This window comes from Mycobacterium sp. NGS27, assembly GCF_059813005.1.
On sequence record NZ_JCALDT010000002.1, the window covers coordinates 777,287 to 797,427 of the forward strand.

The following is a 20,141-nucleotide window of genomic DNA, read 5'->3' on the forward strand; positions in this document are numbered from 1 at the left end:
CATAAACGCTTGGAGGACAAGCAATGTCGAACGAAAAGATCACCCTGACCCGCGAACAGGCCGACGCGTTCGGCCGTGAACTCGACGCCATCAAGGAACGCGTGATGGCCGAACTCGGCGAAGAGGACGCCGACTACATCCGTCGCGTCATCAAGGCGCAGCGCGCGCTGGAAGTCGGCGGCCGGGCGCTGCTGTTCGCCGGGTTCCTGCCGCCGGCATGGCTGGCGGGCACCGCGATGCTGGGCCTGTCGAAGATCCTGGACAACATGGAGATCGGCCACAACATCATGCATGGCCAGTACGACTGGATGCGCGACCCGGCGATCTCCGGCCGCACCTTCGAGTGGGACACGGCATGCCCGGCCGATCAATGGCGGCACTCGCACAACTACATGCACCACACCCACACCAACATCGTGGGGATGGACCGCGACATCGGCTACGGAATTCTGCGGATGAGCGAAGACCAGCCGTGGCAGCCCTACTTCCTCGGCAACCCCGTCTATGCGTTCCTGCTGATGGTGCTGTTCCAGTACGGCGTCGCGCTGCACGAGCTGGAAACCGAGCGCATTCGCTCCGGCGAGATCCGGCTCGAGGACAAGAGGGAAGTCCTGCGGGCCATCTGGAAGAAGACCCGACGGCAGACCCTCAAGGACTACGTCGCCTTCCCGCTGCTGGCCGGACCCGTCGCTCCGTTCGTCTTCACCGGTAACCTCACCGCCAACCTGATGCGCAACGTGTGGTCGTACATGATCATCTTCTGCGGCCACTTCCCGGACGGGACGCAGGAGTTCACCGTCGAAGAAACCAAGGACGAGTCGCGCGGCATGTGGTACTTCCGCCAGGTCCTCGGCTCGGCAAACCTTACCGGCGGCAGGCTCTTTCACCTGCTGTCCGGCAACCTGTCACACCAGATCGAGCACCACCTGTTCCCCGACATGCCGGCCCGCCGGTACTCCGAGATCGCGCGAGAGGTGCAGGAGATCTGCGGACGCTACGGCATCCCGTACAACCGCGGCCCGCTGCTGCGCCAATTCGGCACCGTCGTCCGCAAGATCGTCCGGCTGACCTTCCCCGACTCGTGGACGCAGCAGTCCGGCGCCGAGAAGTCCCCCGAGCGCGAGCCCGTCGCCGCCTAAATCCGCGCGGTCCGGCCCATTGCCTCGCGCCGGGACAGGGGGACAATGAGGTCCGTGGAATGGACCGGCGCGCGCTATGCGGATACCCCGACAGTGGAAGCCTCGACGTGGATCGACGCCGACCCGGCGCGGGTCTGGAGCCTGATCTCCGATATCGCGCTGATGCCGACCTTCAGTGACGAGCTGAAGGCCGTGGAATGGGCCGAGGGATCGGATGGCCCGCGGGTCGGCGCTCGCTTCGTCGGCCACAACGAGCATGACGCCTTTGGGCAGTGGAGCAGCACCTCGCAGATCGTCGCCTGCGACCAGCCGCACGAGTTCGCCTGGGCCGTGGGCCAACCCGACGACCCTGCGGCGATGTGGCGATTCCGGCTCGCCCCCCGCGACGGCGGCACCCTGCTGAACTACTGGATGCAGATGGGGCCGGGCCGCTCGGGCCTGTCGGTGGCCCTCGAGGCGATGCCCGACAAGGAACAGAAGATCGTGTTCGTGCGGCTGCGCGAATTCGAGGGCGCGATCGGAAAAACACTGGCGGCCATCAAACGGCTCGCCGAGCGCGGAGTGCATTGATGCGGACGGCCACCACGGTCGAGCTGTCCGGCTCAGGCAGCGAGGTCGCCGAGGTCACTGCGCTGGTCGTCGAGGCGGAGAAGCTGGGGCTGGATGTCTGCTGGGTGGCCGAGGCGTGGGGCGCGGATGCGCCGTCGGCGCTGGGCTACCTGGCGGCGCGCACCGAGCGGATCGTGCTGGGTTCCGGCGTGCTTCAAGTCGGCACGCGGTCGCCGGTCATGGTCGCCCAGACCGCGATCACGCTGTCCAACCTGTCGAACGGGCGGTTTCTGCTCGGTCTGGGCGCCTCGGGCCCGCAGGTCATCGAGGGCTTGCACGGCGTCTCGTTCAGCCGACCGCTGGCACGCATGTCCGACACGATCGACATCGTGCGGCAGGCGTTCGCCGGCGGGAAGATCTCCTACGCCGGAGAGGCGCTGGAGATTCCGCGGCCCGGCGGTGAGGCGGTGCCGATGCGCTTGTCGACCCGCGCCGAGCACGCCATTCCGGTGTACCTGGCCGCGCTGTCACCGGCGATGCTGCGGTTGACCGGACGCGTCGCCGACGGCTGGCTGGGCACCAGCTTCGTTCCCGAAGGGGCCGCCGACGCCTACTTTGCCCACCTCGACGAGGGGCTGGCATCCGCGAACCGCACCCGCGCCGATATCGACATCTGCCAGGGCGCCGAAGTCGCTTTCGCCGCAGACGAAGACGAGTTGCGGGGTATGGTCGCGGGCCGAAAAAGGGAGCTGGCCTTCAGCCTCGGCGGCATGGGGTCGTCGAGCACCAACTTCTACAACCGGGCCTACAGCCGGCAGGGTTGGGCAGACGTCGCCGCCGAGGTGCGCGAGCGCTGGCAGAGCGGCGACCGGGACTGGGCGGCCACCCTGGTGACCGACGAGATGGTGCTGGCCACCACGCTCATCGGGACCGAGGAGATGGTCTCCGCACGCCTTAAGGTGTGGCGCGATGCCGGGGTCGACACCGTGCGGCTCTATCCCGCGGGCGCCACCCTGGACGCCAAGCTTGAGACGTTGGGCCGGGCGATCGAGCTGGTCCGGCAGACCTAGCTCACGTCGGTGGGGGCGTCGATCGCCTTGACGAGTTTCACCTCGGGCCGCTGCGGCACGCCGTCGGCAAGGAACCACCGAAATGCCAGGTTTCCGCGCGGATACCCCAGCGTGGTAAGCGAATTCGGATGTGACGTCGTGTCGTGAGACAACACGACCGTCACGGAGCCGTCGCTGTTGGCGACGGCGCTGTGGCCGTTGAGGGAGCAGCGGGCATCCTTCGCGCCGAAGGTTGCCATGAACTGATTCCACACCACCAGGTTCCAGAACCTGCATGACGGCGGCCGGTGCGTGATGACCAGCGCCTCGTCTGCGTCGAGCACGAAACTGCCGTAGGCGTAGCAGGCGTCGCGCGCCGACCAGCCGAAGTTGGCATCGGGCACCTGGTAGGGATCGGCGAATGCGTTGGCGGCATGGGCGGTTTCGTGCCCCAATGCGTGCTCCTGATCGACGCGGTTCCCGACGGCCAGCGGCACGATGGCGAACATCGTCCGCAACCAGGCCGTGGCGGCGCGCAGACTCGCCGCGGTCTCGGCGTCACCGTGCCTGATCGGGTCGGGCTCGTCGAGCGCCTCGATGTGCCAGGTCACCGGGCGGCCGGTCAGGGGATCGGCCTGATAGTCGCGCGTCATCAACACGGCCGCATCGGGGGTGGCGGGAAAATCAAAGGTGAAGTTGCCGTCGGCGTCGATATCGAGATCGGTGTCGCGGACGATCGCGACCACCCGATCGGACCAGGCGCCGGGTGATGGCTCGTTGTAAGCCGTCACCGAGAAGTACACGCTGTCACCCTTGTTCCCGCTGATCCGGTACCGGCGGGCGGGATCGACCGGGCAGATGAAGTAGTAGGCGTCGGTGTTGTCCCCGCCCCAGCGGCGGTCGCGGCGGAAGGGAGTGTTCACCGCGACGAACTGCGGCCGACCCGGTTCGGGGAACAAGTAGGTGTCCAGCGCGACGCCAAGGGTGGCGGCGAGCATGCGATAGCCGTCGGCCACGTGCCGGTCGTCGGTGACGGCACGGTCACCCTCGAGGAACGAGTGGTCCAGTTCGCCAAGCGTTTTCAGCAGTTCCTGCCACGCGTGCGTCGACTGTTGCGTCATGCGCCGATTCCTTTCAGGAGCAACTTGGTGGTGCGATCGACCCACGCATCGTCGAGTTCGCCGGCGTGGGTGAGGAGGGAGACCAGCGCGATGCCGGCGATGGTCTCGGCCAGTTCGGCGGCGGTCACGTCGGGCCGCACCTCACCGCGCGCCGCGGCGGCCGCGAGCCAGTCGGCGAGGCCACCGCCGATGACGTCGGCGAACCGCTCCAGCAGCGCCGAATGCAGCGTCGGATCCGCGGCCATCTCGCCGATCAGGCCGGGCACCGCCGCCCGGGCGGCCGGGGTGCTCAGGAAAGCCATTGTGCGGCGGACCATTTCGCGCAGACCATCGCGAACCCGCCCGCTGTCGGGTATGGCGGTGCCGGCGCCGATCGGGAACACCGCCTCGTGCACCAGGTGTGCCTTGCTGGGCCAGCGGCGATAGATGGCCGGCTTGCTGGTGCCCGCGCGCTCGGCGATGGCGGAGACCAATAAGCCGGGATAGCCGGTTTCGGCCAGCAGCTCGACCGTCGCGCGGAGCACCGCGGCGTCGATCCGGGGATCACGGGGTCTGCCAAAATCCACAACCATTACGAAACTCAGAGTAACATAAGTCGCCGTGAACGTTCGGCTTGACGATCTCGCCTCGCCCCGGTTCAGCCCCGAGGGCCAACAGATTCTGGACATGATGGCCTCGATGGCGCCGGAGTGCCCCTTGGAGGCCGGCGCGCTGCACGCCAAGGCCAGCGCCGACACCGGTCTGCATGATTTCGGCCCGACCGATTACCGCGAGCGCCTCGAGGTCTACCTCGCCGCGCTGCGCGAGATCGACGGCCTGCACGACGCCGGGGTGGTGAACTTCTACGGGCAACTGTTGCAGGTGCTCAAGAACCGGCTGCTGTTGGCCGAACTGCTGCGGCGCCATCCCGAGATCAACGGGATCGACCTGCGCTCGCCGGTGGTGATTGCCGGGCTGCCCCGTACCGGCACCACGCACCTGCACAACATGCTCGCCGCGCCGCCGACCTTTCGCACCATGCCGTACTGGGAGAGCAACGAGCCGTTCCCGATGCCGAATGAGGTTGGCATCGAACCGGATCCGCGGCGGACCCGGATGGATGTCGCGGTCGGGGTGATCAACATGGTGATGCCGCATTTCGCGCTCATGCACGAGATGACCACCGACCACGTCCACGAAGAGATCCAGTTGTTGGCCAACGACGTGTCGACGATGCTGCTGGAGACGCTCGCCGAGGTGCCCCGCTGGCGCGACTACTACCAGGCGCACGACCAGACGCCGCACTACCGATACCTGGCGACCCAACTCCGGGCGATGCAGTATCTGCGCGGCGGGCGGCGCTGGCTGCTCAAGTCGCCCCAGCATCTCGAGCAGGTGCCCGTGCTGGATCGGGTGTTTCCCGACAGCATCGTGGTGTTCACCCACCGCGATCCCGTGCCGGTGGCGCTGTCGATGATTACGATGATCACCTACTCCGCCCGCATGCATCGCTCGCCGGTGCCGGTGGAGCAGATCGCCAACTACTGGATCGATCGCCTCGATCAGATGCTCACCGCGCTCATCCGCGGCCGCGACGCCGTCGGGCCGGACCGCTCGATCGACGTCCGGTTCGACGACTTCATGGCCGACGAACTCGGCGTGGCTCAACGGGTATACGCCCTGGCGGGCGAACCGTTCACCGACGAGGCACGCGCGGCCATCGACGACTACCTGACGGGCCACCGGCGCGGACGACTGGGCAATGTCGAGACGTCGTACGAGATGTTCGGGCTGGACGAGGGGAGCCTGCGCGAGCGCTTCGCGCCGTATGTCGAGCGATTTCTGGCCTAAGCCTTTCCGAGCCACTACGTTCTCAACTCATGGTCGCTATGCCGGCGCTGGACGGTGTCGAACACAGATACATCGATCTGGGAGAGGGCGTGACGATTCACGTCGCGGACGCCGGTCCGGCGAGCGGGCCGGCGGTGATGCTGGTACACGGCTTCCCGCAGAACTGGTGGGAATGGCACGAGCTGATCGGGCCGCTGGCCGCCGACGGCTACCGGGTGTTGTGTCCGGACCTGCGCGGCTCGGGCTGGAGTTCGGCGCCGCGCTCCAGCTACACCAAGGACGAGATGGCCGACGATCTGGCCGGGGTGCTGGATCGGTTGGGCGTCGCGACGGTCAAGCTGGTGGCCCACGACTGGGGTGGGCCGGTCGCGTTCATCATGATGCTGCGTCATCCGGAAAGGGTGACCGGGTTTTTCGGGGTGAATACCGTTGCGCCGTGGGTGAAGCCGGGCCTGGCGACGCTGCGTAATATCTGGCGGTTCTGGTATCAGATCCCGATCATGCTGCCGGTCGTCGGGCCGCGGGTGATCAGCGATCCCAACTCCCGGTTCGTCCGGATGCTCGGGTCATGGGTCGGCGGTGGTTTCACCCTGCCCGACGATGACATCCGCCTGTACCTCGAATGCATGCAACAGCCCGGCCACGCCGAGGCCGGCTCACGCTGGTATCGCAGCTTCCAGACCAAGGAGATGCGGAAATGGATGCGCGGCGAATACAACCACGCCCGCGTCGACGTCCCGGTCCGCTGGCTGACGGGCACCAATGATCCGGTGATCACGCCCGACCTCACCGACGGATATGCCGATCGGATCAACGATTTCGAGGTCGAACTGGTCGACGGCGTGGGCCACTGGATCGTCGACCAAAGGCCCGACCTCGTCCTGGACCGGGTTCGCACATTTCTGCGCCACGAAACTTAAACTGCAGCGCCGGTTTTCGGCGTGTCGTGTGCGTGACGTAAGTGTCGTGGCGCGCCGAGTGTACGCGCGGGATGCTAGTCGACGCCGATGGTGACTTCAGTCGACTTGATGAACACGGTGGCCGGCTGTCCGACCTTGAGTCCGAGGTCGGTGGCGGCGTCCTTGGTGACCGACGACGTGACAACCTGATCGCCGCCGTCCAGCGTGACCTTCACAACGGCCATCACGGTGCCGAGTTCGACCTCGGTGATGGTTCCCCTGAGCTGGTTTCGGGTCGAGAGCCGCATCGCAGGATCCTCCATGTCGGAACGGGTGGGGTCTGCGCTGAGCTTAGCCCCGCCGGACCGGCGCCAGAATGGCTTGCCACGCATTCCTTTACGGGAACGTACGGACCTAATGCCGCGGGCCGAGCAGGGCTACGGATGCATCGACGGCGGGTTCCACGATTCCTCGGACCGGCCTTCCGTCCTCGACCGCAAGTGCGGTCAGCTCCCGCAGGCCGCCGAGCAGGATCACGGCCAACGGCGCGGTCAGCGGAGGCAGCTTTGCACGCCGGAACCCCGGACTGGCGCTGAGGTCGATCAGCAGGCTGGTCAGCAACTGCAGTCCGCGCCGCTGGACCGGTCGCGCGGCCGCCCCCAGCGAGGGCAATTCACGGATCCAGCTCAACGTGATGGCGGGGCGCGCCTCGATGTATCCGACATACGCCTCGACCGCCTGGCGGATCTGCACATGCCAATCGGCCTCGGGATCGACCGACGCCGTGATTTTCGCGCCGAGTTTCTCGATGTCGACGGCCAGTAACTCGAGGAAGCACTCTTCCTTCCCGGCGAAGTGGTCGTAGAACGTGCGCTTGGACGTGCGAGCGTGGCGGACCACATCTGCGACGGTGCTGGCGCGGTAGCCGCGCTCGGTGATCGACGTGGCCAGACCATCGAGCAGTCGTTGCCGAAACGGATCCGGCCCGGCGGGTGCGTCGCCTGCGACCGCGTCGGCGGCAGTCGCTGTCACCGTTGGTGTCACGCGGGTGCCCCCTTTCGGTGGATGCGGCACCTTGTCAGGCCTGGTACATCAGAGTACCGTACAAGGAACGCGCTGCGGTACATCGCCGTACCAGCCCCGTCGCCGGGGCAGATGTTGGGAGACGCCATCGTCATGAGCCACCAAGTCGCCGCCCCGCCGGCCGCCGTCAACCTGCCTCCGGCGGTCCGGATCCCCAAGGTGCTTCAGGGCCTTGGGTTTTCGATGTCGCGGCGCTGGATGATCCAACGGCTGGCGCGCCGCCACGGCGATGTATTCACGCTCAACCTGCCGATGTACGGGCGGGTCATCGCCGTCGGCGACCCGCAGTTGGCCAAGCAGATCTTCACGACGAGCCCCGACGAGCTCGGCAACATCCAGCCCAATCTGGGCAGGCTGTTCGGCACCGGTTCGGTCTTCGCGCTCGAGGGCGACGAACATCGCCGACGGCGCCGGCTGCTGGCGCCGCCGTTCCACGGCAAGAGCATGAAGAAGTACGAAAGCATCATCGAAGAAGAGACGCTGCGCGAAATCGCCGACTGGCCACAAGGCAGCCCATTTCCCACGCTGCCGCCGATGATGCGGATCACGCTGAACGCCATTCTGCGCGCGGTTTTCGGAGCGGAAGGCGCCGAGCTCGACGAGCTGCGCCGGCTCATTCCGCCGTGGGTCACCCTGGGATCGCGACTCGCGTCGGTGCCGATGCCCAAACGCCAATTCGGCAGGTACAGCCCGTGGGGACGGCTGGCCGAATGGCGCCGCCGGTACGACAAGGTCATCGACAAGCTGATCGACGACGAGCGGGCCGACTCGCACTTCGCCGAGCGGACCGACGTCCTGGCGATGCTGCTGCGCACCACCTACGAAGACGGTTCGGCCATGTCACGCAAGGACATTGGCGACGAGCTGCTCACCTTGCTGGCGGCCGGACACGAAACCACCGCATCCACGCTGGGCTGGGCGTTCGAACGGATAAGCCGGCACCCCGACCTGCTGAAGGCGCTCGTCGAAGAGGCCGACAACGGCGGCAGCGAGCTGCGTCAGGCCACGATTTTGGAGGTGCAGCGAGCCAGGACGGTGATCGACCTCGCCGGTCGCCACGTCTATCCCGAGACCTTCCAGCTTGGCGAATGGGTGATTCCGCGTGGCGATTCGATCATCGTCGGAATCGGGCAGATTCACAGCAACCCCGACGTGTTCCCCGATCCGGACCGTTTCGACCCGCACCGCTTCCTCGGGACCAAGCCGTCGGCCTTGTCGTGGATCCCATTCGGTGGCGGGACGCGCCGCTGTGTGGGGGCGGCGTTTGCGAACATGGAGATGGACGTGGTGCTTCGAACGGTGTTGCGCCGCTTGACTGTTGAGACGACAGATGCGCCCGACGAAGGCTGGCACTGCCGCGGGGTCGCGTTCACCCCGAAGGCCGGCGGCCGAATTGTGGTGCGCCGGCGCTGATCTCGGCGCGGGCAGTGCGGCCGGGAGCCCAGCGTCGCTACTTCTCCGCGGTCGCCCGGCGCGGCAGCTTCCAGCCCGGGCGGATGAAGTGGCAGGTGTATCCGTTGGGATAGTGCTGCAGGTAGTCCTGGTGCTCGGGCTCGGCTTCCCAGAAGTCGCCGGCGGGGCTGACCTCGGTCACCACCTTGCCGGGCCACAGCCCCGACGCCTCGACGTCGGCGATGGTGTCCAGCGCGATCCGCTTCTGGTCCTCGTCGAGATAGAAGATGGCCGAGCGGTAACTGGTGCCCCGGTCGTTGCCCTGCCGGTCTTTCGTTGTCGGATCGTGGATCTGGAAGAAGAACTCCAGCATCGTGCGGTAGTCGGTGACCGCCGGGTCGTACACGATCTCGATGGCTTCGGCGTGCGTGCCGTGGTTGCGGTAGGTCGCATTCGGGACGTCGCCGCCGGTGTAACCGACCCGGGTCGAAACCACGCCCGGCTGCTTGCGGATCAGTTCCTGCATCCCCCAGAAGCAGCCGCCGGCGAGAATCGCTTTCTGGTTGGTCATCCTTCGTCCTCCATAACCGGCCAGCCCTCGGATAGGAACAAAAGCCAGGCTACACTCCGCCGATGAGCTGCAACGGTGCCGCGAAATCATGAGCATGCCCGAGTTCTCCCGTAGCGAACTGGCCGCCGCCTTCGAGAAATTCGAAGCGACCGTCGATGCGGCGGCGCGATCACACGACTGGGATGCCTGGGTCCAGCACTACACACCCGACGTCGTGTACATCGAACACGCGGCGGGCACCATGCACGGCCGCGACGAGGTTCGTGAGTGGATCAGCCGAACGATGGGCAGCTTTCCAGGCAGCCACATGGTCGCGTTCCCGTCGCTGTGGTCGGTGATCGACGAACCCACGGGGCGCATCATCATGGAACTCGACAACCCGATGCGCGATCCCGGGGACGGGACGGTCATCGGCGCGACGAACATCTCGATCATCACCTACGCCGGCGATGGCCTGTGGCGCCAGCAGGAAGACATCTACAACCCGCTGCGCTTCGTGCAGGCCACGTTGAAGTGGTGCCGCAAGGCACACGAGCTCGGCACCCTCGACGAGGCCGGCGCGCAATTCATGGAGCAATACGGAGGCGCCCGATGAGCACCAAGCCCAAACTCGTCGTCGGCGCCAACGGTTTTCTGGGTTCACACGTCACGCGCCAGCTGGTCGCCGACGGCCACGAGGTGCGGGCCATGGTGCGCGAGGGCGCCAACACCCGGTCCATCGACGACCTCGAGCTCACCCGGTTTCATGGCGACGTCTTCGACACCGCCGTGCTGCGGGAGGCGATGCAGGGTGTCGACGACGTCTATTACTGCGTCGTGGACACCCGCGCCTGGCTGCGCGACACCTCGCCGCTGTTTCGCACCAACGTCGAAGGGCTGCGCAGCGTCCTCGAGGTGGCCGTCACGCAACCCGAACTGCGCCGGTTCGTCTTCACCAGCACCTACGCGACCGTCGGGCGGCGGCGCGGGCACGTCGCGACCGAAGAGGACATCATCGACACCCGGGGGGTATCGGACTACGTCCGGTCCCGGGTCCAGGCCGAGAACCTGGTGCTGCGCTACGTGGCCGATTTCGGGCTGCCCGCGGTGGCGATGTGCGTGTCGACGACATACGGCAGCGGTGACTGGGGCCGCACCCCGCACGGCGCGTTCATCGCCGGCGCGGTCTTCGGCAAGCTGCCCTTCACGATGGCGGGCATCCAGCTGGAAGCCGTCGGCGTCACCGACGCCGCCCGGGCCATGATCCTGGCCTCCGAACACGGGCGCATCGGCGAGCGGTACCTGATCTCGGAGCGGATGATCGCGCTGACAGAGGTGGTCCGCATCGCGGCCGACGAGGCCGGCATGCGCGCGCCGCGTCGCTCCATCTCCGTCCCGATGCTGTACGCGCTCGGCGCGCTGGGCGACCTGCGGGCCCGCTTCACCGGAAAGGACGCCGAGCTCAGCCTCGCGTCGGTGCGCATGATGCGTGCCGAGGCGCCCGTCGACCACAGCAAGGCCGTCCGCGAATTGGGCTGGCAGCCGCGCCCGGTCGAGGAATCCATCCGCGAGGCGGCCCGGTTCTGGGCGGCGATGCGAAATGCCAAGAGCCGGAGCACGACTCCCGGCTGAACACCACGCCGGCCGCTGTTCAGGACGCGGCGCGGCTCCGAAAGTGGGACTAGCCTCGGGCGCTGTGACTACCGCGCGAGTGCCTGTCGATCTCACCGGCGCGCCCCAGACCATGTTGGCGACGTTCTACGCGAAGGCGCTCGATGCCGACTTCGAAAAACCGATCCTGGGCGATCGCTACGCGAAGGAGATCGTCGAGCGCATCGACTACGACTGGAAGAAAACCACCATCACACCGCGGCGGGCACCGTCGGTCACCACCCGGTCGGCGCACTTCGATGAGTGGACACGCAAATTCCTTGCCGCGCACCCGCGTTCGATCGTGCTGCACGTAGGCTGCGGGCTCGACAGCCGGTTTTTCCGCCTGGGGCCGGGCCCGGACGTCGAATGGTACGACGTGGATTACCCCGAGGTCGTGGCCCTGCGCACCCAGCTCTATCCCGGCCGCGATCACTATCGCGTCATTGCCGCCTCGGTCACCGACCCGGGATGGCTGGCGGAAATCCCCGCCGACCGTCCCGCCCTGCTGATCGGGGAGGGGCTGACGATGTACCTCACCCGGCAGGACGGCACCGCGCTGCTGCGCCGGGTGGTCGACCGGTTCGGTTCGGGCGAGCTGCAATTCGACGCGTTCAATTGGCTCGGGATCAAGTCGCAGTGGCTCAACACCGTGGTGCGACGGTCGGGGTCGACGCTGCGCTGGGCGATCAACGGGCCCGACGACATCGTCGATAGCGTGCCAGGGGTGCGGCTGCTGGCCTGGGAACGGTGGTTCGAGTCGTACACCTTCGCGCAGTTGCCCCGCTCATCGCGAGCCTTGGGCAAGACCATGTCGCTGTTTCCCGCACTGGCGAACATGGCGCAATACCACCGCTACGCATTTGGTCCGGCCGGACGGGAAGACCTGCCCACGGACGCGCGTTGAACCCCGATAGCCGTCTAAGGAGGAACCACCATGGCCCACCCGGAAATCAAAGAACCCAACGCGGGGCACCCGATCACCATCGAGCCGACCAACGGACGGGTTCAGGTGCGCGTCAACGGTGAACTGGTCGCCGACACCACCGCGGCACTGGAATTACGCGAAGCCACTTTGCCTGCCGTGCAATACATTCCGATCGCCGACGTGGTGCAGGATCGGCTCACCCGGACCGACACCACCACTTATTGCCCCTTCAAGGGCGACGCGAGCTACTACAGCGTGACCACCTCGGCCGGTGAGACGGTCGACGACGTGATTTGGACGTACGAGCAGCCGTATCCGGCGGTCGCGGCGATCGCCGGGCATGTGGCGTTCTACCCCACCAAAGCCGACATCACCGTCTCGGCTCAGTAGGGGATCCACCCGGGAAGGGCGGTTGCGACCGCGCGCGTGTCGCTGTACAGACGCATGGAGACGATCAGCCCGTCGCGGGTGTCGAAGATGCATACGAACGGGCTGTCGAACTCGAGGCCGTCGGAGGTGGTGCCGGTGGCCTGCGCCTCCACCACCACCGTCTCTCCCTCGTTGACGCAGCGCACCAGGTCGATGATCAGCTCGAGGTCTTTCTTGCGTTCCTCGATCGCCCGCCGAAACGTGGCCTTGTCACAGGAAGTGCGCGTGTAGAGGGTCCAGTACGTGAAGTCGTCGCTGAGCAGCGCGAAACCCTCGTCCAGATCGCCGTCATCGCTGACCGTCTGCAAGAACATCCAAGCCAGTTCGCCCTGCGGGTCATCGAACGGCGTCATCACAACGCAATATTGACTTGGACCGCAGCGAACGGTCAATCAGGGCAGTCGGAGAATCATCACGTGAACAGCACGCGCACGGTCGTGTTTCCGGGGCCCGTCAGCTTCGGACACACGTTGGCGCCCCTGCGCCGCGGTCGCGGTGATCCGTGCTTCCGATCTCCCGGCGACGGCTCGATCTGGCGCACCAGCCTGCTGCCCAGCGGATCCGTCACGGCCCGGATCACTCGCGTCGCGCCCAATGCCGCGCAGGGCGAGGCGTGGGGGAGTGGGGCGCGGGAATTCATCGAAATGCTGCCCGCCCTGCTGGGTCTCGAGGACGACGACTCGGACTTCGTGCCGAAACATCCGACGGTAGCGGCTGCGCACCAACGGGTTCCGCACTTGCGCCTGGGCCGCACCGGGCTGGTGCTGGAGGCCCTGATTCCTGCGATCATCGAGCAGCGGGTGCCGGGCGCCGATGCGTTTCGCTCGTGGCGGGTGCTGGTGACCAAGTACGGCACACCCGCGCCGGGACCGGCGCCGGCGGGGATGCGCGTCATGCCGCCGGCGCAAGTATGGCGGCACATCCCGTCTTGGGAGTTTCATCGCGCCAACGTCGACCCGCGGCGGGCGCAGACCGTGGTGGCCTGCGCGCGCCGGGCTCCCTCGCTGGAACGGTTGGTGTCGCGGCCGGCGGTGCAGGCGCGTGAGGCGTTGATGTCGCTGCCGGGGGTGGGGGAGTGGACCGCCGCCGAGACCGCGCAACGCGCCTTCGGCGACGCCGACGCCGTGTCGGTGGGCGACTACCACATTCCCAAAATGATCGGCTGGACCTTGCTGGGCCGGCCCGTCGACGACGCCGGCATGCTCGAGCTGCTCGCGCCGATGCGACCCCACCGCCAGCGGGTGGTCCGGCTGCTCGAAGCCAGCGGACTGGCGTACGAACCCCGCCGCGGCCCGCGGCTGCCGGTGCAGCAAATCCACTCGCTTTGATCCGTAGCGTTTTTCAGCGCGGCCATCGGGTACCCACCAGTGCAAGTAGCTGTGTGCGAACCATGGAAGGAAGCTAGGAAATAAGCGATGACTCAGTTCACAATTCCGGGATTGACCGATAAGCAGGCGGCGCGCCTCACCGAACTGCTGCAGAAGCAACTGAGCACCTACAACGATCTTCATCTGACGCTGAAGCACATTCACTGGAACGTGGTTGGCCCGAACTTCATCGGCGTGCACGAGATGATCGACCCGCAGGTGGACGCGGTGCGTGGGTTTGCCGACGATGTCGCCGAACGCATTGCGGCCCTTGGCGCTTCGCCGCAGGGGACGCCCGGTGCCATCATCAAGGACCGGTCGTGGGACGACTACTCGGTCGGTCGGGACACGGTACAGGCGCATCTGGCCGCGCTGGACCTCGTCTACACCGGTGTCATCGAGGACATTCGGCAATACATCGACGAGACGGACGAACTCGACCAGGTGACCCAGGATCTGCTGATCGGTCAGGCCGGGCAGTTGGAGAAGTTCCAATGGTTCGTCCGGGCGCACCTGGAAAGCGCCGGCGGGGAGCTGGCGCACCAGGGTAAGAGCACCGAGAAGGATGCCGCAAGCAGCGCCCGTGGCAAATCCTGAAAATAAGCCCAGACTCCACACATTCGCCCCGGCGCCTCGGCGCCGGGGCGAAGTGCATGCGCCCGAGCGCACCTCCTCCGGAATAAGTGGACCCTAGTCCGGTTATATAGGGCATCCACGATATGAGGAGGCCAGATGCCTGCAGTCACGGCTAACACGCTGACGTTGCCACGAGTCAGCGGTCCCGGCCCCGCCGACACCGGGCGGCCGGTTCGATCGATCACCACCGGCCCTCGCGGCTACGAGGGCGAGGGTTTTCCGGTTGTGCGCGCGTTCGCGGGGGTCAGCACCGCGGCGCTCGACCCGTTCGTGCACATGGACCAGATGGGCGAGGTCGAATACCAGCCGGGGGAGCCACGGGGTACCGACTGGCATCCGCACCGCGGCTTCGAAACCGTGACCTACATGCTCGACGGGAAGTTCGCGCACCAGGACTCCCACGGCGGTGGCGGCCTGATCGCCGACGGCGCGACGCAGTGGATGACGGCAGGCTCGGGCATCCTGCACATCGAGACGCCGCCCGCCGAGCTGGTAGACAGCGGGGGCCTCTTCCACGGCGTCCAGCTCTGGGTGAACCTGCCGAAGAAAGACAAGTTCGCACCCCCGCGGTACCAGTCGATCGAAGGCGGCGACGCCGCGTTGCTGGCATCCGACGACGGCGGAGCGCTGATCCGCATCATCGCCGGCGAGATCGACGGCCACCGGGGCCCCGGCGTCACCCACACGCCGATCACCCTCGCGCACGCGACGATCGAGAATGGGGCACGGCTCGACATCCCGTGGCGGCGCGACTTCAACGCCCTGGTCTATGTGCTGTCCGGCAGCGGGTACGTCGGCCCGGTCGCACATCCGATCCACCAGGGGCAGTTAGCGGTCCTGGGACCGGGCGATCGGATCACGGTGGGGGCCCAGCGGGCCGCGGATTCGAGCCGGACGGCCATTGATTTGCTGCTTCTGGGCGGGCAGCCGATTCGCGAGCCGGTATTCCACTACGGGCCTTTCGTAATGAACACTCGCTCGGAATTGATCGAGGCGCTCGAGGACTACCAGGCCGGGAAGTTTGGCAGCATTCCGCCAAATGCGCTAATGCCGCACCACGGCGGTGGCACACTTTAGCAATGCTTCCACGGGGGACTCGCCGGCCGGGGCGTCCGCCCGCCGCGAAGGCCGACGAGACTCGGCAACGAATCATCCAAGCTGCTCGTTTGGTGTTCAGCGAGCGTGGCTACGACGGCGCGACCTTCCAGGCCATCGCCGCGCGCGCCGATCTCACCCGCCCTGCGATCAACCATTACTTCTCGAGCAAACGCGCGCTTTACCGCGAAGTGCTGGTAGACACCAACGAATCCGTCATCGGGGCCGGCATCAAACAGGCTGAACGCGAAACCACCCTGGCGGCTCAGTTGACGGCATTCATCGCCGAAGCGACGAGAGCCAATTCGAAGAACCCGGCCGGATCCGCTTTTTTAGTCACGGGCGTACTGGAATCGCAACGCCATCCGGATTTGGTCGGAAGCGACGATGATTCCGTTCGACTTGCCCGATCTTTTCTCCTGGGCGTCATAAACGACGCGATCGAGCGAGGCGAAATCATCGCCGGCATCGAGGCGTCGGCACTGACCGAGGCGCTGCTGGTGCTGGTCTGCGGGGTCGGTCTCTATGCCGGCTATATCGAGAGCCCCGAGCACCTGTTGGCGCTGGTCGGCGTGATGCGCCAGCTGCTGGAGGGCGCGCTGCAGCAGCCAGAGGCTTAGCGCTGCCCCGCGTTCAGTGAAGTTGCGCACAAAGCGTATAGGCTAACTAACTTATCCCGGTATCATGGCCGGGATATGACTGATCTGGATGCCTCGCCGCCGCCTTCCGTACGGTCTGCCGGCGACAGCTGGACCATTACCGAACTCGTCGGCGCCACCGCGTTGGGCGTCGCCGCGTCGCGCGCGGCAGAAACCGCCGGACCCGATCCGCTGATCCGCGACGACTTCGCGCGACTGTTGGTGGCGTCGGCCGGTCCGGCGTGGGCGCGGCTGGCCGACCCGGACCTCGCCTGGCTCGACGGTGACGAGCACGGACAGCGCTCACATCGGTGCGGCATCGACTACCAGGCCGTGCGCACTCACTTCTTCGACCGGTACTTCGCGGACGCCGCCGGGGCCGGGATCCGGCAGGTGGTGATCCTGGCCGCCGGGCTCGACTCCAGGGCCTACCGGTTGAATTGGCCGGCCGGCGCCACGGTCTACGAGATCGACCAGCCCCAGGTGCTGCAATACAAGGCTGACATCCTGCAGCAGCACGGCGCCGTGTCATCCGCTATCCGGCATCCGGTCCCGGTGGACCTGCGTGCCGATTGGCCCGCGGCCCTGACCTCGGCAGGGTTCGACCCCACCCGACCCACCGCATGGCTGGCCGAAGGGCTGCTTCCGTATTTGCCCAGCGACGCCCAAGACCGGCTCTTCGAGATGGTCACCGCGCTCAGCGCGCCGGACAGCCAGATCGCGATCGAGATGTTCGGCCTGAACTCCCGGAGCAACTCGCAGCGCTGGCTGCGGATGCGCGACCGGCTCGGTTTGGATGTCAATGTCCAGGCGTTGACCTACCACGAGCCGGACCGATCCGACGCCGCCGTGTGGCTGGCCGACCACGGCTGGCGGGTGCACAGCGTGAGCAACCGCGACGAGATGGCCCGGCTGGGCCGTCCGGTACCCGACGACCTGACTGATGAAGCCGTCCGCAGCACGTTGGTGCGGGCGCGTCTCGGCAAGCCCATCGCCTGACCACGGATCTAGCAAGGAGCACCGCCATGAGTTCACTGCGCACCCACGACGACACCTGGGACATCAAGAGCAGCGTCGGCACCACCGCGGTCATGGTGGCCGCCGCCCGGGCGATCGAAACCGAGCAGCCCGACGCGCTCATCCGCGACCCCTACGCCCGGCTGCTCGTCAACAACGCCGGCGCCGAGGTGTTGTGGGAGGCAATGCTCGACCCGGAGGTGGTGGCCAAGATCGAGGCCATCGACGAAGAATCCGCCGCGCGCATGCAGCACATGCGCGGCTACCAGGCGGTCCGGACGCACTTCTTCGACGCATACTTCGCCGACGCCGTCGCCGCCGGGATTCGGCAGGTGGTGATCCTCGCGTCCGGGCTGGACTCGCGGGCGTACCGTCTCGACTGGCCGGCCGGCACCACGGTTTACGAGATCGACCAGCCCGAGGTGCTGGGCTACAAGACCACCACGCTGGCCGAGAGCGGCGCCAAGCCGTCCGCCGATCGCCGCGAGGTGGCGATCGACCTGCGGGAGGACTGGCCGGCCGCGCTGCGCGCCGCCGGCTTCGACCCGGCCCAGCCGACCGCCTGGCTGGCGGAGGGATTGCTGATGTACCTGCCCGCCGAGGCGCAGGACAAGTTGTTCACCCAGATCGGCGAGCTGAGCCCGGCGGGCAGCCGCGTCTCGGCCGAAACCGCACCCATGCACGCCGAGGAGCGGCGCCAGCAGATGCGGGAACGGTTCAAGAAGGTGGCCGAGCAACTCGGCCTGGAGGAGACCGTCGACGTCGGCGAGCTGATGTACCGCGACGAGCACCGCGCCAACCTCGCCGACTGGCTCAACGAAAACGGCTGGCGCGCAACGGCGCAGAACTCGATCGACGAGATGCACCGCCTGGGCCGCGGGGTCCAGAGCTCCGAGGTGGACGAGGACCGGGACGCGTTCTCCGATTTCGTGATCGCCGAGCGGCTCTAAACGGCGCGGCGTCGTTGCGCCTGACCGCGTAGGCCCCTCGCACGTTCACCGTTGGCTCGCGGCTGCGGTTACCGGGAATTCGCCTGGTCATCGGGGACAATGGTCACTCATTATGGGCAGCGGCGGATCCGACCAATCGCAGCGCTGGGTGCTGAGAAAGGCTCGGTTGGTCGCCGCCACCGCTTCGGCGTTCGTGATGGCGATCACCGGCATGGGGTGGACGGGTTATCACACCGCCCTCGGCAAGATCATCATTTCGCATGCCCTGCCGAACGCGGCGAAGACGCTGGACGGCAACCAGAACATTCTGCTGATGGGTCTGGACAGCCGGCTGGACCAGAACGGCAAGCCCCTGCCCCAGGAGATCTACGAGGCTCTGCACGCGGGTGACGAAAGTTCGGGCGGCTACAACGCCAATGTCCTTATCGTCGTGCATATTTCGGACGGCGACGGGCCGGTCACCGCGATATCGATTCCGCGCGACGACTACGCGGAGCTACCGGGCTGTCCCGGGTCGGTCTGCGCCGGAAAGATCAAGCAGGCATACGGGCTGGCCTACCAGCAGTCGCTGAATTCGCAGGCGGCCGGGAATTCGGGTGGGGCGGGCGCCAACAACTTGACGGCTCGCGAGCAGACCGCCCGCGAGGCCGGCCGCAAGGCGGAAATCGACGCCGTCAAAGACTTTCTGGGCGTCTCGGTCGATCATTTCGTCGAGGTCACACTCGGCGCCTTCTTCCAGATCGCCAAGGCCGTCGAGCCGATCACCGTCTGCCTCAACGCCGATACGCAGGACAGCTATTCGGGCGCCGACTTCCACCAGGGGGTGCAGCGCATCGATGCCGCGGACGCGATGGCCTTTGTGCGGCAGCGGCGCGACGAAAACGACGGATCCTTCACCGATTTCGACCGCACGCGGCGACAGCAGGCGTTCCTGGTGTCGTTGGTCGAGGCGGCCCGTAGGGGCGGTGCGCTGTCCAGCGTGAGCGGGCTGCGCAAACTGCTGCAGGTGGCCCGCGACAACGTCGCCGTCGACGACGGGCTGGACATCATGGAATTCGCCTCCCGCGCATCGCAATTGAGCGAGCGCCCGCTGTCGCTCTACACCCTGCCGATCGCCGGCTTCGGCAAGGACGCCAACGGATCCGACATCAATCAGGTCGATCTTCCGACCATCCGGCGCATCGTCAACGAGCGCTTCATGTCGGACACGCCGGTCGCGCTCGAGGCCGCAGCACCGGACACCCAGCCACCGCCGGCCGAACCCGCGATTCTCGACGTCGTCAACGCCACCTCACGCGACGGGCTCGCGGGCGCCATCGAGGAGGCCTTCACCGGCCGCGGCTTCACCCGCGGCAGCGCCACGACCGCGGCGGTCCCGGCCGACGACAGCATCATCGAATACGGCGCCGGGGCCGATCGGGCCGCGCAGGCCCTGGCCGATCAACTGCACGTGCCGGTGACGGCCAACGACACCGTGGCCGCGGGCACGGTGCGCCTGACCGTGGGAACGCAGTTTCCCGCCGGCGACTACCTCGCCCACCCCGGCGCAACGGCCGACCCGTCGGGGTCCGGGCGGGTGAGTGCCGTCGCCGCCACCGGCACCGGCGACCGGGCCCCGGCGCCGACCGACCTCAGCCAGATGACCGCGGCGAACGTCCCCTGCGTGAAGTAACCGCAGCCGCGATCGCGCCCGCGGGCTGGGTTCTTAGACGTCCTGACCCGGCGAGACCGGGTTGGCCGGATCCTTCCTACTGCTCTCCCAACCAGATGGTTAGTATCGCGGTTATCACCGATGAGCGGCCGCCGCAGCGGGACTCTG

23 protein-coding genes are annotated in these 20,141 nt (G+C 66.9%); 17 read left to right on the top strand and 6 right to left on the bottom strand.

Features of this window, described 5'->3' with window-relative positions:
• The first annotated feature begins 23 nt into the window (after window positions 1-23).
• Genes AC5Y30_RS08255 through AC5Y30_RS08265 form a run of 3 tightly spaced genes read left to right on the top strand, consistent with a single transcriptional unit; the run spans window position 24 to window position 2,758 of the window.
• Window positions 24-1,139, top strand: coding sequence for a fatty acid desaturase family protein (locus tag AC5Y30_RS08255; protein WP_499917572.1), 1,116 nt, complete (start codon window positions 24-26; stop codon window positions 1,137-1,139).
• A gap of 45 nt (window positions 1,140-1,184) precedes the next feature.
• The gene (locus tag AC5Y30_RS08260) at window positions 1,185-1,709 is read left to right on the top strand and encodes an SRPBCC family protein (RefSeq protein ID WP_499917573.1); all 525 of its coding nucleotides are present in this window, start codon (window positions 1,185-1,187) and stop codon (window positions 1,707-1,709) included.
• Window positions 1,709-2,758, top strand: coding sequence for an LLM class flavin-dependent oxidoreductase (locus AC5Y30_RS08265; RefSeq protein WP_499917574.1), 1,050 nt, complete (start codon window positions 1,709-1,711; stop codon window positions 2,756-2,758). Before AC5Y30_RS08260 ends, AC5Y30_RS08265 begins: the two co-directional genes overlap by 1 nt.
• Here the strand turns inward: AC5Y30_RS08265 and AC5Y30_RS08270 are convergent.
• Complete coding sequence (locus tag AC5Y30_RS08270) at window positions 2,755-3,858, bottom strand: DUF1214 domain-containing protein (RefSeq protein ID WP_499917575.1); 1,104 nt, start codon at window positions 3,856-3,858, stop codon at window positions 2,755-2,757. The genes AC5Y30_RS08265 and AC5Y30_RS08270 overlap by 4 nt on opposite strands.
• A complete protein-coding gene (locus AC5Y30_RS08275; RefSeq protein ID WP_499917576.1) occupies window positions 3,855-4,430 on the bottom strand; it encodes a TetR/AcrR family transcriptional regulator in 576 nt (191 codons plus the stop codon). Before AC5Y30_RS08275 ends, AC5Y30_RS08270 begins: the two co-directional genes overlap by 4 nt.
• 28 nt (window positions 4,431-4,458) lie before the next feature.
• On the opposite strand from AC5Y30_RS08275, the gene AC5Y30_RS08280 reads away from it, so the two are divergent.
• Together AC5Y30_RS08280 and AC5Y30_RS08285 are read left to right on the top strand one after the other, a co-directional pair.
• A complete protein-coding gene (locus AC5Y30_RS08280) occupies window positions 4,459-5,688 on the top strand; it encodes a sulfotransferase family protein (protein WP_499917577.1) in 1,230 nt (409 codons plus the stop codon).
• A 29-nt stretch (window positions 5,689-5,717) separates the two neighbouring features.
• Window positions 5,718-6,608, top strand: coding sequence for an alpha/beta fold hydrolase (locus tag AC5Y30_RS08285; RefSeq protein WP_499917578.1), 891 nt, complete (start codon window positions 5,718-5,720; stop codon window positions 6,606-6,608).
• A 74-nt stretch (window positions 6,609-6,682) separates the two neighbouring features.
• Here the strand turns inward: AC5Y30_RS08285 and AC5Y30_RS08290 are convergent, their stop codons facing one another.
• Together AC5Y30_RS08290 and AC5Y30_RS08295 are read right to left on the bottom strand one after the other, a co-directional pair.
• The gene (locus tag AC5Y30_RS08290) at window positions 6,683-6,895 is read right to left on the bottom strand and encodes a TOBE domain-containing protein (RefSeq protein ID WP_067834587.1); all 213 of its coding nucleotides are present in this window, start codon (window positions 6,893-6,895) and stop codon (window positions 6,683-6,685) included.
• Between the two features lie 106 nt (window positions 6,896-7,001).
• Window positions 7,002-7,619: a TetR/AcrR family transcriptional regulator gene (locus tag AC5Y30_RS08295; protein ID WP_499917690.1), complete on the bottom strand. Its 618-nt coding sequence runs from the start codon at window positions 7,617-7,619 to the stop codon at window positions 7,002-7,004.
• A gap of 144 nt (window positions 7,620-7,763) precedes the next feature.
• Between AC5Y30_RS08295 and AC5Y30_RS08300 the strand changes: the two genes are divergently transcribed.
• The gene (locus AC5Y30_RS08300; RefSeq protein WP_499917579.1) at window positions 7,764-9,083 is read left to right on the top strand and encodes a cytochrome P450; all 1,320 of its coding nucleotides are present in this window, start codon (window positions 7,764-7,766) and stop codon (window positions 9,081-9,083) included.
• A 37-nt stretch (window positions 9,084-9,120) separates the two neighbouring features.
• Here the strand turns inward: AC5Y30_RS08300 and msrA are convergent, their stop codons facing one another.
• Window positions 9,121-9,633: a peptide-methionine (S)-S-oxide reductase MsrA gene (gene msrA, locus AC5Y30_RS08305; RefSeq protein WP_499917580.1), complete on the bottom strand. Its 513-nt coding sequence runs from the start codon at window positions 9,631-9,633 to the stop codon at window positions 9,121-9,123.
• 88 nt (window positions 9,634-9,721) lie between these two features.
• Between msrA and AC5Y30_RS08310 the strand changes: the two genes are divergently transcribed.
• From AC5Y30_RS08310 to AC5Y30_RS08325, 4 genes are all read left to right on the top strand, one after another.
• Window positions 9,722-10,228 (top strand): nuclear transport factor 2 family protein, encoded by a 507-nt coding sequence (locus AC5Y30_RS08310; protein ID WP_499917581.1) that lies wholly within the window; start codon window positions 9,722-9,724, stop codon window positions 10,226-10,228.
• Entirely contained in the window at window positions 10,225-11,244 is a 1,020-nt protein-coding gene (locus tag AC5Y30_RS08315) for an NAD-dependent epimerase/dehydratase family protein (RefSeq protein ID WP_499917582.1), read from the top strand. The genes AC5Y30_RS08310 and AC5Y30_RS08315 overlap by 4 nt, the downstream gene beginning before the upstream one ends.
• Window positions 11,245-11,356: 112 nt before the next feature.
• The gene (locus AC5Y30_RS08320) at window positions 11,357-12,169 is read left to right on the top strand and encodes a class I SAM-dependent methyltransferase (protein ID WP_499917691.1); all 813 of its coding nucleotides are present in this window, start codon (window positions 11,357-11,359) and stop codon (window positions 12,167-12,169) included.
• Window positions 12,170-12,199: 30 nt separating this feature from the next.
• Complete coding sequence (locus tag AC5Y30_RS08325) at window positions 12,200-12,580, top strand: DUF427 domain-containing protein (RefSeq protein WP_499917583.1); 381 nt, start codon at window positions 12,200-12,202, stop codon at window positions 12,578-12,580.
• On the opposite strand, the gene AC5Y30_RS08330 is transcribed toward AC5Y30_RS08325, so the two are convergent.
• Complete coding sequence (locus AC5Y30_RS08330) at window positions 12,574-12,975, bottom strand: nuclear transport factor 2 family protein (RefSeq protein WP_499917584.1); 402 nt, start codon at window positions 12,973-12,975, stop codon at window positions 12,574-12,576. The two genes, AC5Y30_RS08325 and AC5Y30_RS08330, sit on opposite strands and share 7 nt — an antisense overlap.
• A gap of 60 nt (window positions 12,976-13,035) precedes the next feature.
• Here AC5Y30_RS08330 and AC5Y30_RS08335 point away from each other — a divergent pair, with 60 nt between their 5' ends.
• The 7 genes from AC5Y30_RS08335 to AC5Y30_RS08365 all read left to right on the top strand — a co-directional run bounded on the left by AC5Y30_RS08335 (window position 13,036) and on the right by AC5Y30_RS08365 (window position 19,994).
• Window positions 13,036-13,947 carry a DNA-3-methyladenine glycosylase family protein gene (locus AC5Y30_RS08335; protein WP_499917585.1) on the top strand — a complete coding sequence of 304 codons (912 nt, stop codon included), beginning with the start codon at window positions 13,036-13,038 and terminating at the stop codon, window positions 13,945-13,947.
• A gap of 87 nt (window positions 13,948-14,034) precedes the next feature.
• Complete coding sequence (locus AC5Y30_RS08340) at window positions 14,035-14,583, top strand: Dps family protein (RefSeq protein WP_499917586.1); 549 nt, start codon at window positions 14,035-14,037, stop codon at window positions 14,581-14,583.
• A 135-nt stretch (window positions 14,584-14,718) separates the two neighbouring features.
• The gene (locus tag AC5Y30_RS08345) at window positions 14,719-15,699 is read left to right on the top strand and encodes a pirin family protein (RefSeq protein WP_499917587.1); all 981 of its coding nucleotides are present in this window, start codon (window positions 14,719-14,721) and stop codon (window positions 15,697-15,699) included.
• Between the two features lie 2 nt (window positions 15,700-15,701).
• Window positions 15,702-16,337 carry a TetR/AcrR family transcriptional regulator gene (locus AC5Y30_RS08350; protein ID WP_499917588.1) on the top strand — a complete coding sequence of 212 codons (636 nt, stop codon included), beginning with the start codon at window positions 15,702-15,704 and terminating at the stop codon, window positions 16,335-16,337.
• Window positions 16,338-16,412: 75 nt separating this feature from the next.
• Window positions 16,413-17,354 carry a class I SAM-dependent methyltransferase gene (locus AC5Y30_RS08355; protein ID WP_499917589.1) on the top strand — a complete coding sequence of 314 codons (942 nt, stop codon included), beginning with the start codon at window positions 16,413-16,415 and terminating at the stop codon, window positions 17,352-17,354.
• 26 nt (window positions 17,355-17,380) lie between these two features.
• Window positions 17,381-18,322: a class I SAM-dependent methyltransferase gene (locus tag AC5Y30_RS08360; RefSeq protein WP_499917590.1), complete on the top strand. Its 942-nt coding sequence runs from the start codon at window positions 17,381-17,383 to the stop codon at window positions 18,320-18,322.
• A gap of 112 nt (window positions 18,323-18,434) precedes the next feature.
• A complete protein-coding gene (locus AC5Y30_RS08365) occupies window positions 18,435-19,994 on the top strand; it encodes an LCP family protein (RefSeq protein ID WP_499917591.1) in 1,560 nt (519 codons plus the stop codon).
• Window positions 19,995-20,141 lie beyond the last annotated feature (147 nt).

Bases quoted from the DNA above. Each gene is read 5' to 3' on its own strand.
- AC5Y30_RS08255 (WP_499917572.1), top strand. From the start codon at position 24: ATGTCGAACGAAAAGATCACCCTGACCCGCGAACAGGCCGACGCGTTC.
- AC5Y30_RS08260 (WP_499917573.1), top strand. From the start codon at position 1,185: ATGAGGTCCGTGGAATGGACCGGCGCGCGCTATGCGGATACCCCGACA.
- AC5Y30_RS08265 (WP_499917574.1), top strand. From the start codon at position 1,709: ATGCGGACGGCCACCACGGTCGAGCTGTCCGGCTCAGGCAGCGAGGTC.
- AC5Y30_RS08270 (WP_499917575.1), bottom strand. From the start codon at position 3,858: ATGACGCAACAGTCGACGCACGCGTGGCAGGAACTGCTGAAAACGCTT.
- AC5Y30_RS08275 (WP_499917576.1), bottom strand. From the start codon at position 4,430: ATGGTTGTGGATTTTGGCAGACCCCGTGATCCCCGGATCGACGCCGCG.
- AC5Y30_RS08285 (WP_499917578.1), top strand. From the start codon at position 5,718: ATGGTCGCTATGCCGGCGCTGGACGGTGTCGAACACAGATACATCGAT.
- AC5Y30_RS08290 (WP_067834587.1), bottom strand. From the start codon at position 6,895: ATGCGGCTCTCGACCCGAAACCAGCTCAGGGGAACCATCACCGAGGTC.
- AC5Y30_RS08300 (WP_499917579.1), top strand. From the start codon at position 7,764: ATGAGCCACCAAGTCGCCGCCCCGCCGGCCGCCGTCAACCTGCCTCCG.
- msrA (WP_499917580.1), bottom strand. From the start codon at position 9,633: ATGACCAACCAGAAAGCGATTCTCGCCGGCGGCTGCTTCTGGGGGATG.
- AC5Y30_RS08310 (WP_499917581.1), top strand. From the start codon at position 9,722: ATGAGCATGCCCGAGTTCTCCCGTAGCGAACTGGCCGCCGCCTTCGAG.
- AC5Y30_RS08315 (WP_499917582.1), top strand. From the start codon at position 10,225: ATGAGCACCAAGCCCAAACTCGTCGTCGGCGCCAACGGTTTTCTGGGT.
- AC5Y30_RS08320 (WP_499917691.1), top strand. From the start codon at position 11,357: ATGTTGGCGACGTTCTACGCGAAGGCGCTCGATGCCGACTTCGAAAAA.
- AC5Y30_RS08325 (WP_499917583.1), top strand. From the start codon at position 12,200: ATGGCCCACCCGGAAATCAAAGAACCCAACGCGGGGCACCCGATCACC.
- AC5Y30_RS08340 (WP_499917586.1), top strand. From the start codon at position 14,035: ATGACTCAGTTCACAATTCCGGGATTGACCGATAAGCAGGCGGCGCGC.
- AC5Y30_RS08345 (WP_499917587.1), top strand. From the start codon at position 14,719: ATGCCTGCAGTCACGGCTAACACGCTGACGTTGCCACGAGTCAGCGGT.
- AC5Y30_RS08350 (WP_499917588.1), top strand. From the start codon at position 15,702: ATGCTTCCACGGGGGACTCGCCGGCCGGGGCGTCCGCCCGCCGCGAAG.
- AC5Y30_RS08355 (WP_499917589.1), top strand. From the start codon at position 16,413: ATGACTGATCTGGATGCCTCGCCGCCGCCTTCCGTACGGTCTGCCGGC.
- AC5Y30_RS08360 (WP_499917590.1), top strand. From the start codon at position 17,381: ATGAGTTCACTGCGCACCCACGACGACACCTGGGACATCAAGAGCAGC.
- AC5Y30_RS08365 (WP_499917591.1), top strand. From the start codon at position 18,435: ATGGGCAGCGGCGGATCCGACCAATCGCAGCGCTGGGTGCTGAGAAAG.